This window comes from Pseudomonas sp. P7548 (genome assembly GCF_013386585.1).
In the GTDB taxonomy this organism is placed as follows: domain Bacteria; phylum Pseudomonadota; class Gammaproteobacteria; order Pseudomonadales; family Pseudomonadaceae; genus Aquipseudomonas.
On sequence record NZ_JACARO010000015.1, the window covers coordinates 16,274 to 30,692 of the forward strand.

A 14,419-nucleotide genomic window follows, 5' to 3' on the forward strand; every position below is an offset into this window, starting at 1 on the left:
GGGCTTGCCCCGCGCTGGGCCCTGAAACCCGACGCCGCGGTTGTTCTCAAACACCGCGGCGTTTTGTTTGGGGCGGCTTCGCCACCCAGCGCGGGGCAAGCCCGCTCACTACAGGTCGGTGTGGTTAACGCAGGTTCAGGCTAAAACCCACCCGCGTCAGCCACTCGGCTTCCTGGGCGAAGTCCGCCTGGGTCAGCTGGTTTTCATCCAGCCAGCCTTTGGGGAACACCACGTCCAGGCTGTCGCCGTCGGCGCGCAGGGTCACCTGGGGCATTTCCTGGGTGCCACGGATGTGGTGGAACAGGATCGCAAAGCGCAGCAGCACGCACAGGCGAATCAGCTTGATGCCTTCGTCGCCGAACTCGGCGAACTTGTCCCGGGGAATGTTGCGACGGTGGCCACGCACCAACAGCGCGAGCATCTGTTGGTCTTCGCGGGAGAAACCGGCGAGGTCGGAGTGCTCGATCAGGTAGGCGCCGTGCTTGTGGTAATGGTAGTGGGCGATGTCCAGGCCCACTTCATGGACCTTGGCGGCCCAGCCGAGCAGCTCGCGCCAGACACCGTCTTCCAGGTCCCAGTCTTCGGCCACCTGGTCGAAGGCGTGCAGGGCCTTGCGTTCCACGCGCGCAGCCTGTTCCAGGTCGACGTGATAACGCTCCATCAGCGACGTGAGGGTGCGCTCTCGCACGTCTTCATGATGATGGCGACCCAGCAGGTCATAGAGCACGCCTTCGCGCAGGGCGCCGTCACAGTGGTCCATGCGTTGCAGTTCGAGGGCATCGAAGATGGCTTCGAGAATCGCCAGGCCCGCCGGGAAGATGGTACGGCGGTCGGGCTTGATGCCATCGAAGTCGATCTTCTCGGCATCCCCCAGCTTGAACAGCTTGCGCTTGAGCCATGCCAGGCCTTCGGCGTTGACCTCGCCGGTGCCATGGCCGCCGGCCTTGAGGGCCAGGCCGATGGCGCGGATGGTGCCGGATGAGCCGATGGCTTCATCCCAGGTCAGGCGATGCAGGGCATGCTCGATGCTCATGATCTCCAGTCGCGCCGCTGTGTAGGCCTGGGCGTAGCGCGCCGGAGTGATCTTGCCGTCTTTGAAATAGCGTTGGGTGTAGCTGACGCAGCCCATCTGCAGGCTTTCACGTAGCAGCGGCTCAAAACGCTGGCCAATGATGAATTCGGTACTGCCACCGCCGATATCGGCGACCAGGCGTTTGCCGGGTGTATCAGCCAGGGTGTGGGACACGCCGAGGTAGATGAGGCGGGCCTCTTCACGGCCGGAGATGACTTCTACCGGGTGCCCTAGGATCTCTTCGGCGCGGCGGATGAATTCGCCACGGTTGCGCGCTTCACGCAGGGCGTTGGTGCCGACGATCCGTACGGCGCCCAGGGGCATGCCGTTGATCAGTTGGGCAAAACGCTTGAGGCAATCGAGGCCGCGTTGCATGGATTCTTCGTTGAGCTGGCGCTCGTCGTCGATCCCGGCAGCCAGCTGCACTTTCTCGCCGAGCCGCTCAAGGATGCGGATTTCGCCATTCTGGGCCTTGGCCACGACCATGTGAAAGCTGTTGGAGCCCAGGTCGATGGCGGCGATCAGGGACAGATTCTTGGCTTGGGATTGCGGCATGGTTTGGGGGTCTCGGTCGATAACCTTGCCATCGTGCCACGATCGACCGCTGACGCCAACGCGTAGTGCTGCGGGAATTTGTCTGAGGGTGCTTGCGGGAAGTCGCTGTAGGAAATGTAGGTTGCCTTTTCAGGCATCAGCCGAGAGATGCTGCAACTCTGTAGGATTTTTTAACTCTCGTGTGTTGTTCTTCAGAATTCGACTCGGCCTACAGGCTAGATGCTTTGGGCCACATCGTAATTTTAGTTGAGACTACTGTTTGATCAGGTACAAATGACAGATTGTTTTAACCGCTCCCACGAGAATCAAGGTGTGGTCTTATTTCTAAGTTAAGTGTCAAAGCGACAGACTGTCACTCGGCGATTTTGCCGTGGTGTTATTTATTTATGGTTTTGTATTGGCAGGGCAAAAATAAATACACCTGATAACTTTTAGTGACAGGTCGAACATGAAGAAAATAGTTGGATCAGCGATCGGTATTGCATGCCTGGTGGCGGCGGTAAGTGCCCAGGCCACCACTAGCGCTCAACTGGTGGTGAGGGGAACGATTACCCCCGCCTCCTGCAACCTCAGCCTGGTCGGGAGTGGCATTATCGATTATCGCGTCATACGTTCCGGTGAGTTGTCCCAGACTGCGTTCAACCCGCGTGAGGAGCGTAGCACTTCCCTGGCGGTTAGCTGTGGCGCCACACCCGCGATGTTTGGCTTGACCTTCACTGACCTGCAGGCTGGCAGCAAGGTGACCGGTATCCTGGGGGCTGGCTTCACCGAACAGCAGAACTTCGGCCTTGGCGCCGTAGGCACCCGGCGCACCGGTGGCTACTCGATCACGCTCAAAGACCTGAAGTCTTCGAACCTGGTACTCAACCCGATCGTGCGCACTGGCACCGGCGGCTGGCAGAACAGTGATGGCAAAGTCGCGCAAGCACCCAGCCAGTACTCATGGCGCAGCGGCACGGCGGTTACGCCGGCATCGATCTCCCTGTTGACCGGCACCATCGCCGTTAAGGCCGTGATCAATAAAGCGCAGGATCTTGACCTGAGTCGCGATGTGTCCATCGATGGGCGCGCCACGTTGGTACTGAGCTACCTCTAAGTTGCTTTTGGCAGCCAATAAAAAGTCAAACTTTTTATTGGCTGTTTTTGTATGGCTGTTTGATTTTTTTACGTTAACGGAAACACCTGCGGGGAAGCGAAGTGCGCGGTCTTTTAATAATGATTAAGTCGCTGGTTTTAAGTGTGGCGATAAGTACCTGCTTTTCGATTAACGCGCTGGCAGACGGTATGCGGCCTGAAACCACGCTGGTCGTTCTATACGAGGAAGAGGGTGAGGCCACCCTTAATGTGAAGAATACCGATGAGGGACCGGCGCTGCTTCATTCGGTGGTGGAGGACCTGCCTGAAGACCTGGAGCCCTTGCTTGTCGTCACCCCGCCCATCACCCGTGTAGAGGCGGGCGACACTCAATTGGTGCGTTTCATCAGTACGCTGAAGGAACCCCTGAAGACCCAGCGCTTGAAGCGCATTTCCTTCGAAGGCATTCCCCAGGCCCGAGCAACGGGCGGTGCCACCATTGGTATCACCCTGCGACAGAACCTGCCGCTGATCCTGCACCCAAAGGGATTGCCTCGGCACGCTACGCCCTGGGAATTGCTGAAGTGGAGGCACGATGGCGGGCGCCTGACCGTCCATAACCCAAGTGCCTACGTGGTGCGCCTGGCCCCCGATGTAAAGCTGTTGCCGCAAAATGCGCCAGGCACATTGCCGCGCACCTACATCCTGCCGGGAGAGGCCCTGACGGCAACGTTCGAGGGGCGCCTTGAGGGCGCGACGAGCGTTGAAATCCAGCCGGCCACCGTCTATGGATTTGCGGCGGACAGCTACCAGGCCCCTCTCGACGCCACCGAGGGATGATGGGCTCATGCCGAATACAACAAAGCGGGCCGGCAATGGTAGGGCCGCTCTCCGGCTGGGCCGTCCCCCGTTGCTCCTGGGGCTGGCGACACTGTGTGGGCTGCCTGGCTTCGTGACTGCAGTGGAGCTGGGCGAGGGGTTCGACCTCGCAGCACTGACCACCCATGGCATTGACCCGAAGGTGTCCGATTACTTTCGCAGCGCAGCGCGTTTTCGCGAAGGTGTCCAGGTAGTGGGGCTGCGGGTCAATGGTAACCCTCTGGGGTTGGTGGATGCGCGGTTCGATTCGCAAGGGCAGCTGTGTTTTACCCCGGGGCTGCTGGAGAAGGCAGGGGTGGTGAAGCCGCCCCGGGTAATCCGTGAAGGCTCGACGCCGGAGCAGGCCTGTCATGATTTTCTGGGTGCCTTTCCGACGACCATGGTGCGATTGCGCCCTGGCAGTGACGAAGTGGTGCTGGTGGTGCCGACCCAATCCTTGCGTGAGCCTGAATGGGAGGCCGGGCATTTTTCCTCCGGCGGTGGTGCGGCCGTGTTCAATTATGACGTGCTGGGTTTCGACAGCCGCACAGGGGGGGAGCCGAGCCGGTTTGTATCCGCCTACACCGAGGCTGGCTTCAATTTGGGCGACTGGATTGTGCGCAGTCGCCAGTTCTATGTCTCCGACAACAGTGAGTCGCGCACCGAGCACCTTTACGCATACGCGCAACGGGACCTTGTCGCGTTGCAATCAACCTTTCAGGTGGGTCAATTGTCGAGCAACAACCCGGTATTCGGTGGTGTGCAGTTTTCAGGTTTTCAGTTATCTCCCGATGGATTGTCCCGAACCCAGGCAGGCGCCGCCAATGTGGTGGTGGAGGGCCTTGCCCAGAGCCAGTCACGTATTGAAGTCCGCCAGTCCGGGGTGTTGATTCACAGCACCCTGGTGCCTGAGGGGCCTTACCGCCTCACCGGCTTGCCGTTGCTAAATGGCACCAGTGACCTGGATGTCACGGTGATCGACGTACGGGGCGCAAAGCGCAACTTCGCGGTGTCGGCGGCCTCGTTCAGGGGAGGCGCGCAGGCGCCGCCGGGGTACTACTTTTCGACGGGCAAGGTGCGCGAGGCTTCGGTGGGGGATAGCCGTACCCCGATGTTTGCCATGGGCAGCGCAAGCTGGGGCCTGGGACGTGATTCAACCCTGGGCCTGGGATTGTTGAGTGCCGAAGACTACTGGGCGGCGGGTGGCACGCTTGGCAGTGTTTTTTTCCAGCGGGTGAATGTGGCCGCACGCCAGAACGTCTCCCGTGACAGCCGCAACGCCGTTTCCGGTGTGCGCAGTACGCTGTCGGTGAGCAGTCCTGTGTACGACAACCTGGACCTCAACCTGAGCGCCACCCGGCAGACCCGGGGCTACCGAGAGGTGCTCGAAGCTGGCAGCTCGCTTCGGGTTGACGACCTCAATTCGCGTTTCAAGAACCACTACACGGCAGGCCTCAGCTGGGTGGATCCGGTGATGGGTGGTTTTTCCCTGGGGTATGCCCGCAGCGACCCATTTGATGGGCGGTCGATGGAACATGTCTTTGCGTCATGGAACAAGTCGTTCGGTGGCACCGATGTGGCGTTGATTGCCGATTCACAGGTCGGAGGCAAAAAAGCGGGACGTGATGCGGCACCTGGAGCTCGCAGGCGAGATGCCGTGCTGGATGAAGGTCTTTCCTTGCGCTTGCAGGTCAGTGTGCCGTTGGGCGGTGATCGCCGTGTGAACAGTTATGCCAGCCGGCGCGGTCATCAGGTCAACGCGGGGGCGGCGCTCAGTGAACGGGTCAATGACGCTGTGAGCTACGAGGTTGGTAGTGAGCGGGATTTCAACGCTCGGGAGCAATCGGTGCGTGGCCAACTCAACCTGACGCCGCGTTACACCCAGGTCGGCCTGGGTGTCAGCCGCGATTCGCAGAACACCAGCTATTCGGGGCAACTGCGAGGAGGTGTGGTGGCCCATGAACGCGGGCTGACCTTCTCGCCCTATACGGTCCAGGACACATTTGGCATCGTCTCGGTGGGAGATATCGGATCGGCCAGAATCGACACCCCTCAGGGCCCGGTGTGGACCGATCCACGCGGTCATGCGGTGATCGCGGGCCTGCCGGCCTACAGCAATAGCCGTATCGAGGTGCAAACCCGATCCCTGCCCAAACGGGTCGACCTGAAGAATGGCACCCGAGTCGTCGCCGCTGGCCGGGGATCGTTCAATACGGTGGACTTTGAAGTGGTGAAGGTGCGTCGAGTGTTGATCAATGCTCGCGACCAGAAGGGCCAGCCGTTGCCCCAGGGAGCTTCGGTGTTCGGTGCGGACGATCGCTTCATGACCAGCGTGGTGGCTGACGGCATGATTTTCCTGAGTGATGTAACGGCGCCGCAAAGCCTGCGGGTATCCCTGCCGGACTCGTCCTCCTGCCAGCTGCGCCTGGCTCCTGAAGTTGAGCCGGACAATGACAAACTCTATGAAACCACGTCGGCGGTGTGCCATGGCCGCTAAAGCGATGTGCCTGGGCCTATTGCTCTGGGGCGGAATGATGGCCCAATGGGCGCGGGCAGATGAGTGTCGGCTGATTGTCAGCCAGGGACGTGTCGATTATGGCGCGATCCGCAATGAGCGCCGCGATGAGCGTGGGGCAGTGGCGATGGGCACTCGCACGGTGCACTTGAATATTCTGTGTCCGCAGCCATCGACCATGGCGTTGCGGTTCAACGGGACGGCGTCCGATAGCGAGGGCTTTCGGTTTGGGCGCGAAGGGCGTTTTCGCCTGAGCCTCAGGCATGCCCGGCTGGATGGGCAGCCGGTGGAATGGGCGGACATGGGTGAACCGGCCGCCGGGCAATTGCTGCCGGGACGGACCCTGGTGGCCCAAGGGGCTGGCCGGCAGTTGGCGGCCCAGGTCGAGATCGATGCCGACCTGCCTGTCGACGCCCTGCGTGTGCGCAGCCACACAGTGCTGGAGGGGCAGGGGCATTTCGAGCTGGTCAGTCCGCCTGTTCCACGGAGCCAATGAAGTTGGCGAACTCGGGCGTTTGCGGGTTGGCAAACAACACCTTGGGGTCGCCCACTTCATGCACCTTGCCCTGGTGCATGAACACCAACTTGTCGCCGACTTCGCGGGCAAAGCGCATTTCGTGGGTCACCATGATCAGCGTCATGCCATCCTTGGCCAGTTGGCGCACCACGCTGAGCACTTCATTGACCAGTTCCGGGTCCAGGGCCGAGGTGATTTCGTCGCACAGCAGCACCTTGGGCGACATGGCCAGGGCGCGTGCAATCGCCACGCGCTGTTGCTGGCCGCCGGACAGGCGATCCGGGAAGGCGTCAAACTTCTCGCCCAGCCCGACGCGTTCCAGCATCTGCTTAGCCAACTGGGCGGCCTTGGCCTTGGGTACTTTCTGCACCACTTGCGGCGCGAGCATCACGTTTTCGCCCACCGTGAGGTGCGGGAACAGGTTGAACTGCTGGAACACCATGCCGACTTTCTGCCGCAGGCTGCGCAGGTCGGCGCGGGCGGCGTCGAGGTATTCGCCGTCGACTTCGATCACGCCATCGTTGATCGATTCCAGGCCATTGAGGGTACGCAGCAAGGTGGACTTGCCCGAGCCGCTGCGGCCGATGATCGCCACCACCTGGCCTTCTTCAACGGTCAGGTCGATGCCCTTGAGCACATGGTGATCGCCGTAATACTTATGCAGGGCGGAAATTCTAAGCAGAGGCATGCAGTCTCCTTTCCAGGTAGCGCGCACTGAGGGACAAGGGGTAGCAGAGCAAGAAGTAACCAAGGGCCACCAGGCCGTAGACCATGAAGGGTTCGAAGGTGGCGTTGGCGAGCATGCCGCCGGTCTTGGTCAGTTCGGTAAAACCGATGATCGAGGTCACGGCGGTGCCTTTGACCACCTGCACCGAGAAACCCACGGTGGGCGCCACGGCAATGCGCAGGGCCTGGGGCAGGATCACGTAGCGCAGTTGCTCCAGCGGGTTGAGGGCCAGGCTGGCCGAGGCTTCCCACTGCCCGTGGGCAATGGAATCGACGCAGCCACGCCAGATTTCGGCGAGGTAGGCACTGGTAAACAGGGTCAGTGCAATGGCGGCCGCCAGCCAGGGTGAAATATCCACACCGAGCAGGGCAATGCCGAAAAACACCAGGAACAGCTGCATCAGCAACGGCGTGCCCTGGAACAGTTCGATATAGGCACGGGCCACTTGGCTGGGGAACGCCTTGCGGCTGATGCGCATCGTCATCACCAACAGGCCGATCACACCACCGCCCACAAACGCCACCAGGGACAGCAGCAGAGTCCATTGCAGGCCGGTGGCGAGGTTGCGCACGATGTCCCAGAAGGAAAAATCACTCATCGGCTGTTCCTCATCACGTAACGGCGGCCGATCCAGTTGAGCAACTGGCGAATCATCAGTGCCATGCACAGGTACACCAGGGTGGTCAGTGCGTAGGTTTCAAAGGCGCGAAAGTTGCGAGACTGGATAAAGTTGGCGGCAAAGCTCAGCTCTTCAGTGGCGATTTGCGAACACACCGCCGAACCGAGCATCACGATGATGATCTGGCTGCTCAGGGCCGGCCACACCTTGCCCAGCGCCGGCAGCAGCACCACGTGACGGAACGCCTCAAAGCGCGTCATGGCCAGCGCGGCCGCCGCTTCCAGTTGGCCCCGGGGAACAGCCTGGATGCCGGCGCGGATGATCTCGGTGGAGTAAGCCCCGAGGTTGATCACCATTGCCAGCACGGCGGCTTGCCATTCGGTGATTTTCAGCCCCAGGGACGGCAGGCCGAAAAAGATGAAGAACAACTGAACCAGGAACGGCGTGTTGCGGATCAACTCGACATACACCCCGAAGAACCAGGCGAACGGCTGGATCTTCCACGCCCGCACCACGGCGCCCACGGTGCCCAGGGCCACCCCCAGGATGGCGCCGATGGCCGTCAGTTCCAGGGTGAACAGCGCACCGCGTAACAGCAGGTCGGTATTGGCCAGCACCGGCACAAAGTCAAATTGATACGCCATCAATCAGCTCCGTCGCGTCAGAGGTCGGCAGGCAGCGGCTCTTTGAGCCATTGCATCGCGTTCTTTTCCAGGCTGCCATCAGCCTTGGCGGCGATCAGGATCTGGTTGACCTTTTCCAGCAGTGCCGGCTCGTTCTTGTTCACACCCACGTACACCGGGGAGTCCTTGAGTTTCACTTTCAGGGCAGGCACGCGCTTGGGGTTGCGCTCTCTGATCGCCACCATCACCACGTTGCCGCTGGCGATCAGGTCGACTTGACCGGCCAGGTAGGCGGCGATGGTCGAGTTGTTGTCCTCGAAGCGCTTGATGGTGGCTTCCTTGGGGGCTACGGCGGTCAGTTCGATGTCTTCGATCGCACCGCGTGTCACGCTGATGGTCTTGCCCTTGAGGTCGTCGGTGGTGCTGACAGGCGCGTCAGGCGGACCAAACACCGCCAGGTAGAACGGCGCGTAGGCCTTGGAGAAGTCGATGACTTTCTCACGCTCGGCGTTCTTGCCCAGGCTGGAGATCACCAGGTCGACCTTGCCGGTGGTGAGGAACGGGATGCGGTTGGTGCTGTTGACCGGTGTCAGCTCCAGCTTGACCTTGAGCTGGTCGGCCAGCAGCTTGGCGGTGTCGATGTCCAGGCCACGGGGTTTCATGTCGGGGCCGACCGAGCCGAACGGCGGGAAGTCCTGGGGCACGGCGACCTTGAGGGTGCCACGGGCGACGATATCGTCCAGACCGTTGGCCTGGGCGGGTGCCTGGCTCAGCATCAGGCTGGCAAACAGGGCTGTGAGCAGGGCGCTGTAGCGCTTGGTCATGGCAACTCTCCGGAAAGGGCGAAGGGAAATCTGTCTTGGCCCAGTGCACAGCCCATGCCAGCCTCGTCAGGTTGGCCTGTAACGCTGGTGTTTGTTGAGGTGCGGTGGTCTTACTGGTCTGAACAGTGCTCATGTTTTTCGCACCCTTTTCGAGCGTCGATAAAACCACGCGAGCCCCTTTGGGGCGTGGCTTGCCGTGGGCTGCGAATAGCTTTACAACTAGCCGCACCGTTGACTGCAACCTTGAGTTTTCCATGAATTCCATCGCCCAAGCCGTACCGGAAGCGGCCCTGCAGGCCATCCGCAAACTCATTAATGAACAGGGCTTTGGGCCGGGTGATGCCTTGCCCTCCCAACGCGACCTGGCTGTGCAGTTGGGGGTCAGTCGGGCGTCTTTGCGCGAGGCGCTGTCGTCCTTGAGTGCCTTGGGGGTCGTCAGTGTGCAACCGGGCAAGGGCGTGTTCGTGCAGGCGGTGGAGGAGTCGCCGGGGTTTGCCTGGCCGTTTGCGGCGCAGGCAACGCCGCTGGATATCTTCCAGTTGCGCTATGCCCTCGAAGGCTTTGCGGCGGGGCTGGCGGCGGTCACGTTGACGCTCGATGAGCTCGATGGCCTCGAAGACAATGTCGAGGCGATGCGCAAGGTGCTCAAGGCGGGTGACTTTGAGGCGGCGGCGCGGCTGGACTTCGAATTCCACCAGCGCATCCTGCTGGCCAGCGGCAATCAGGCAATGGTGAGCATCCTGAGTGCCAGTGCCGAGGTGTTCCTGGAAAGCCAGAAGCTACCGTTCATCCGGCCGGAGCGGGCCATGGAGACCTGGCAGGAGCACCGCAAGATCCTGCGTGCCCTGGCCCGTCGTGCCAGCGCAGCAGCGCAGAAAGCCATGCAGGAACACGTGCGCAACGCGGCCTTGCGCACCGGCATTGCCTTCGTGACGCCCGTGACGCCCTGAGTTGAGCTATACCCAAACTCATGCACCACCATAGCAAGACTCAATCAGAGGCGGCTTCCTGAACGGGGGAAGGGCGGCTATGATGGGCCACGTTTTTTTTGCTTACAATCCGGAGACATCCATGAGCAACGATCTTATCAAGCACGTCACCGACGCGACCTTTGAGGCCGAAGTACTCAAGGCTCAGGGCCCGGTGCTGGTTGACTACTGGGCTGAATGGTGTGGCCCTTGCAAAATGATCGCGCCTGTTCTGGACGACATTGCGACCACCTACGAAGGCAAGCTGACCATTGCCAAGCTGAATATCGACGACAACCAGGAAACCCCGGCCAAGCATGGCGTGCGTGGTATCCCGACGCTGATGCTGTTCAAGAACGGCAACGTCGAAGCCACTAAAGTGGGCGCGCTGTCGAAGTCTCAGCTGCAAGCTTTCCTCGACGCGAACATCTAAGCGTTGTCAAAAAAGCCCCGCAAATTGCGGGGCTTTTTCGTGAAACAGGGCTAGACGCTCCTAAACTCAGGTGGTACATTCGGCCCCGCACTGGTTTCTCCACTGCCCCCTGCAAGCCGTCGCCGACGCTCTCCTTTTCGATTAGTACGCGATCCTGTCGCCTTCTCTGCGGCGCGGCCTCATTAAGCCAAAAGCTTAATTTCCCCCCTCCATAAATGATTACGTCATTCCTATATGAATCTGACTGAACTCAAGCAAAAGCCGATTACCGACCTGCTCCAGCTGGCCGAAGAAATGGGCATAGAAAATATGGCCCGTTCGCGCAAGCAGGACGTGATTTTCTCCCTGCTGAAAAAGCACGCGAAAAGCGGCGAGGAAATCTCCGGTGATGGCGTGCTGGAGATTCTCCAGGACGGCTTCGGCTTCCTCCGCTCTGCTGACGCCTCCTATCTTGCCGGCCCAGACGATATCTACGTCTCGCCGAGCCAGATCCGTCGCTTCAACTTGCGCACCGGTGACACCATCGTTGGCAAGATCCGCCCTCCTAAGGAAGGCGAGCGTTACTTCGCCCTGCTCAAGGTCGACACGATCAACTTTGATCGTCCCGAGAACGCGAAAAACAAGATTCTCTTCGAGAACCTGACCCCGCTGTTCCCGACCGTACGTATGAAGATGGAAGCCGGCAACGGTTCCACCGAAGACTTGACCGGTCGTGTGATCGACTTGTGCGCCCCGATCGGTAAAGGCCAGCGTGGCCTGATCGTCGCACCGCCGAAAGCCGGCAAGACCATCATGCTGCAGAACATTGCCGCGAACATCGCGCGTAACAATCCTGAAGTTCACCTGATCGTGCTGTTGATCGATGAACGTCCGGAAGAAGTGACCGAAATGCAGCGCACCGTGCGCGGCGAAGTGGTTGCCTCCACGTTCGATGAACCGCCAACCCGCCACGTGCAGGTTGCCGAAATGGTGATCGAGAAGGCCAAGCGCCTGGTTGAACACAAGAAGGACGTGGTGATCCTGCTCGACTCCATCACCCGTCTGGCCCGTGCCTACAACACCGTGATCCCGAGCTCCGGCAAGGTATTGACCGGTGGTGTCGATGCCCATGCCCTGGAGAAACCGAAGCGTTTCTTTGGCGCTGCGCGGAACATCGAAGAAGGCGGCTCGCTGACCATTATCGCCACCGCACTGGTTGAAACCGGTTCGAAGATGGACGAAGTGATCTACGAAGAGTTCAAGGGTACCGGCAACATGGAGCTGCCCCTGGACCGTCGCATCGCGGAAAAGCGCGTGTTCCCGGCGATCAACATCAACCGTTCCGGTACCCGCCGCGAAGAGTTGCTGACCGCCGACGACGAACTGCAGCGCATGTGGATCCTGCGCAAGCTGCTGCACCCGATGGACGAAGTGGCGGCCATCGAGTTCCTGGTCGACAAGCTGAAAACCACCAAGACCAACGACGAGTTCTTCCTGTCGATGAAGCGTAAGTAACACGACGTTTCAGGTCCGAAAGAATGGCGCCCCAAGGGGCGCCATTTTTTTTGCGTCAGAAAAGGGAGGTTTGGGCGGCATAAGTGTCAGTTAAGAAACAAAAAAGGTGAGGGAAGCTACGTTCGCTTCCATTCGTATCAGGCTGACTACGTTTTATGACTGTTCTTTCTTATCGAAGAGACATCGATGGTTTGCGCGCCGTTGCGGTCCTGGCTGTGGTGCTGTTCCATTTTGGGGTGCCTGGTGTAACAGGCGGCTTCGTCGGGGTTGATGTATTTTTCGTGATTTCAGGGTTCCTGATCACCTCGATCATCTGGCGGGAGCGCCAGGCCGGGCGCTTCAGCTTTGTGGATTTCTGGGCGCGACGTGCCCGGCGCATCCTGCCGGCGTTGTTTGTGATGATGGCGGCTACCCTGGCCGTAGGCTGGTTCCTGCTGGCGCCCAAGGACTACGAGGAGCTGGGGCGGTCGGTGCACTATCAGGTGATCTTCACCTCCAACCTGCTGTTTTCCCGCCAGCACGGCTACTTCGACGCGGCCTCCGATATCAAACCGTTGTTGCACACCTGGTCGCTGGCGGTCGAAGAGCAGTTCTACATCATCTTCCCGTTGTTGCTGACCTTGCTTGCCAGCCGCTTGAAGCATTGGCGCCTGGTGCTGTTCGGGATCCTGCTGGTGTCGTTCGGCATGAGCGTGTGGGCGGTGGCCCATGCACCGCAAAAGGCGTTCTACCTGTTGCATCTGCGTGCCTGGGAATTGCTGGCCGGCGCCATGCTGGCGGTGGTGCCGCTGCGTGATTGGCGTGCCTCGCCCGGCTTGGCCCAAGGAGTCAGCCTGTTGTCGATGGCGCTGATACTGATCGCGGTATTCGGTTTCGATTCAGCTACACCCTTCCCCGGCGCGGCTGCGTTGTTGCCGGTGCTGGGCGTCGTTGGCCTGATCTGGGCCAACAGGCAGCAATCCACCTGGGTCGGGCGCCTGCTGAGTTCACGGGTGATGGTGGGCGTGGGGCTGATTTCCTATTCCTGGTACCTGTGGCACTGGCCTGTGTTCGTGTATGCCAGCTACGCCGCGGTTGATGGCCTGAGCCCGCTGGAGCTGGGTGGGTTGATGCTGCTGAGCCTGGTGCTGGGCTACCTGTCCTGGCGTTTTGTGGAAACCCCGTTTCGGGAGAAGCGCCTGCTGCCCGGGCGCAAGGCGATTCTGGCGACAGCGTGTGTCGGGATCCTGTGCCTCGGCCTTACGGGCGTGGCATTGCGCAAGGCCGACGGTGTGCCGTCGCGCTTGTCCGAACAGGCCCTGCGTTATGCCCAGGCGAAAAAGTGGAGCCCGGAGTTGATGGCGTGCATGGCGGACAAAGACACGCCCGATGAGCGCCTGTTTTGCCATTTCGGCCCCAAAGGCAGCTCGGTCTCTGCGCTGGTCTGGGGCGACAGTCACGCCACCGCCTTGATTCCTGCGCTCGAGGTGGCGGCCAAGCGGCACGACATCAGCCTGGTCGAGGCCAGTTTTGCCGGTTGTGTGCCTTTGGATGGCCTGGAGAACATTGCCCGTTGCGCCCACTTCAACCATCGCGTGGAGAAAGCGATGGCCGAGCAGTCCTTCAGCGATGTGGTGCTGGCGGCGCGCTGGAGCCTGTACCTCTATGGGCAGATGTCGGGTGACAAGGAGCATGCGCTCAAAGACCCCGCGACGGGTCAATACGTGCGCGCCATTGCCGAGCAGCGCTTCGCCCAAGGCCTGCGCGAGCGCATCAAGGGCTTGCGCACCGCAGGCCACAGGGTCTGGTTGGTCAAAGAGGTGCCGCTGCAGGAAATCATTGTGCCTTACCGGCTCAGCCGCCTGGCCATGATGCACCGGCCGGTGGATCGGGAAGGCTTGCCCGTGGCGGAGCACCTCAAGCGCCAGGCCTTTATCTCCCAGCTGTTTGCCGAGTTGGCGGCGGCCGACAGTGGTGTCGCGGTGCTCGACCCCGCGCCCTTGTTGTGCGGCGCCGATGGCTTGTGCCGGGTGGAGCTCAACGGCCGAGCGCTGTATACCGATGACAATCACCTTTCTGACGTCGGTGCGCGGCACGTCGAGGCCTTCCTGGAACCGTTGTTCAGTTCGCTGCAATCACGAGGGTTGACGGCCAATTAAGC

The 14,419-nt window shown here is 60.7% G+C and carries 13 protein-coding genes; 8 read left to right on the forward strand and 5 right to left on the reverse strand.

Going from position 1 to position 14,419, the window contains the following annotated elements; genetic code table 11:
• Positions 1 to 124: 124 nt before the first annotated feature.
• Positions 125 to 1,627, reverse strand: coding sequence for an exopolyphosphatase (gene ppx / locus HX803_RS07985; protein WP_178919936.1), 1,503 nt, complete (start codon positions 1,625 to 1,627; stop codon positions 125 to 127).
• Positions 1,628 to 2,075: 448 nt separating this feature from the next.
• Here ppx and HX803_RS07990 point away from each other — a divergent pair, with 448 nt between their 5' ends.
• The 4 genes from HX803_RS07990 to HX803_RS08005 all read left to right on the forward strand — a co-directional run bounded on the left by HX803_RS07990 (position 2,076) and on the right by HX803_RS08005 (position 6,570).
• Positions 2,076 to 2,723, forward strand: a complete 648-nt coding sequence (locus HX803_RS07990) for a DUF1120 domain-containing protein (protein WP_178919937.1) — start codon at positions 2,076 to 2,078, stop codon at positions 2,721 to 2,723.
• A 119-nt stretch (positions 2,724 to 2,842) separates the two neighbouring features.
• Complete coding sequence (locus tag HX803_RS07995) at positions 2,843 to 3,541, forward strand: fimbria/pilus chaperone family protein (protein WP_178919938.1); 699 nt, start codon at positions 2,843 to 2,845, stop codon at positions 3,539 to 3,541.
• A 7-nt stretch (positions 3,542 to 3,548) separates the two neighbouring features.
• Positions 3,549 to 6,056 carry a fimbria/pilus outer membrane usher protein gene (locus HX803_RS08000; protein ID WP_178919939.1) on the forward strand — a complete coding sequence of 836 codons (2,508 nt, stop codon included), beginning with the start codon at positions 3,549 to 3,551 and terminating at the stop codon, positions 6,054 to 6,056.
• Positions 6,046 to 6,570 (forward strand): DUF1120 domain-containing protein, encoded by a 525-nt coding sequence (locus HX803_RS08005; protein ID WP_178919940.1) that lies wholly within the window; start codon positions 6,046 to 6,048, stop codon positions 6,568 to 6,570. Before HX803_RS08000 ends, HX803_RS08005 begins: the two co-directional genes overlap by 11 nt.
• Here HX803_RS08005 and HX803_RS08010 read toward each other — a convergent pair.
• The 4 genes from HX803_RS08010 to HX803_RS08025 are packed head-to-tail and all read right to left on the reverse strand — an operon-like array spanning position 6,542 to position 9,384.
• Positions 6,542 to 7,279: an amino acid ABC transporter ATP-binding protein gene (locus HX803_RS08010; RefSeq protein WP_178919941.1), complete on the reverse strand. Its 738-nt coding sequence runs from the start codon at positions 7,277 to 7,279 to the stop codon at positions 6,542 to 6,544. The two genes, HX803_RS08005 and HX803_RS08010, sit on opposite strands and share 29 nt — an antisense overlap.
• Complete coding sequence (locus HX803_RS08015; protein ID WP_178919942.1) at positions 7,266 to 7,916, reverse strand: amino acid ABC transporter permease; 651 nt, start codon at positions 7,914 to 7,916, stop codon at positions 7,266 to 7,268. Before HX803_RS08015 ends, HX803_RS08010 begins: the two co-directional genes overlap by 14 nt.
• Entirely contained in the window at positions 7,913 to 8,581 is a 669-nt protein-coding gene (locus HX803_RS08020; protein WP_176996876.1) for an amino acid ABC transporter permease, read from the reverse strand. Before HX803_RS08020 ends, HX803_RS08015 begins: the two co-directional genes overlap by 4 nt.
• Positions 8,582 to 8,598: 17 nt before the next feature.
• Positions 8,599 to 9,384 carry a transporter substrate-binding domain-containing protein gene (locus HX803_RS08025; RefSeq protein ID WP_178919943.1) on the reverse strand — a complete coding sequence of 262 codons (786 nt, stop codon included), beginning with the start codon at positions 9,382 to 9,384 and terminating at the stop codon, positions 8,599 to 8,601.
• Between the two features lie 254 nt (positions 9,385 to 9,638).
• Between HX803_RS08025 and HX803_RS08030 the strand changes: the two genes are divergently transcribed.
• The 4 genes from HX803_RS08030 (at position 9,639) to HX803_RS08045 (ending at position 14,417) form a co-directional block, all read left to right on the forward strand.
• Positions 9,639 to 10,334, forward strand: coding sequence for a FadR/GntR family transcriptional regulator (locus tag HX803_RS08030; protein ID WP_178919944.1), 696 nt, complete (start codon positions 9,639 to 9,641; stop codon positions 10,332 to 10,334).
• Positions 10,335 to 10,455: 121 nt separating this feature from the next.
• Positions 10,456 to 10,785: a thioredoxin TrxA gene (trxA, locus tag HX803_RS08035; protein ID WP_003213989.1), complete on the forward strand. Its 330-nt coding sequence runs from the start codon at positions 10,456 to 10,458 to the stop codon at positions 10,783 to 10,785.
• 234 nt (positions 10,786 to 11,019) lie between these two features.
• The gene (gene rho / locus HX803_RS08040; RefSeq protein WP_016973082.1) at positions 11,020 to 12,279 is read left to right on the forward strand and encodes a transcription termination factor Rho; all 1,260 of its coding nucleotides are present in this window, start codon (positions 11,020 to 11,022) and stop codon (positions 12,277 to 12,279) included.
• A gap of 155 nt (positions 12,280 to 12,434) precedes the next feature.
• The gene (locus HX803_RS08045; RefSeq protein ID WP_178919945.1) at positions 12,435 to 14,417 is read left to right on the forward strand and encodes an acyltransferase family protein; all 1,983 of its coding nucleotides are present in this window, start codon (positions 12,435 to 12,437) and stop codon (positions 14,415 to 14,417) included.
• Positions 14,418 to 14,419: the final 2 nt, after the last annotated feature.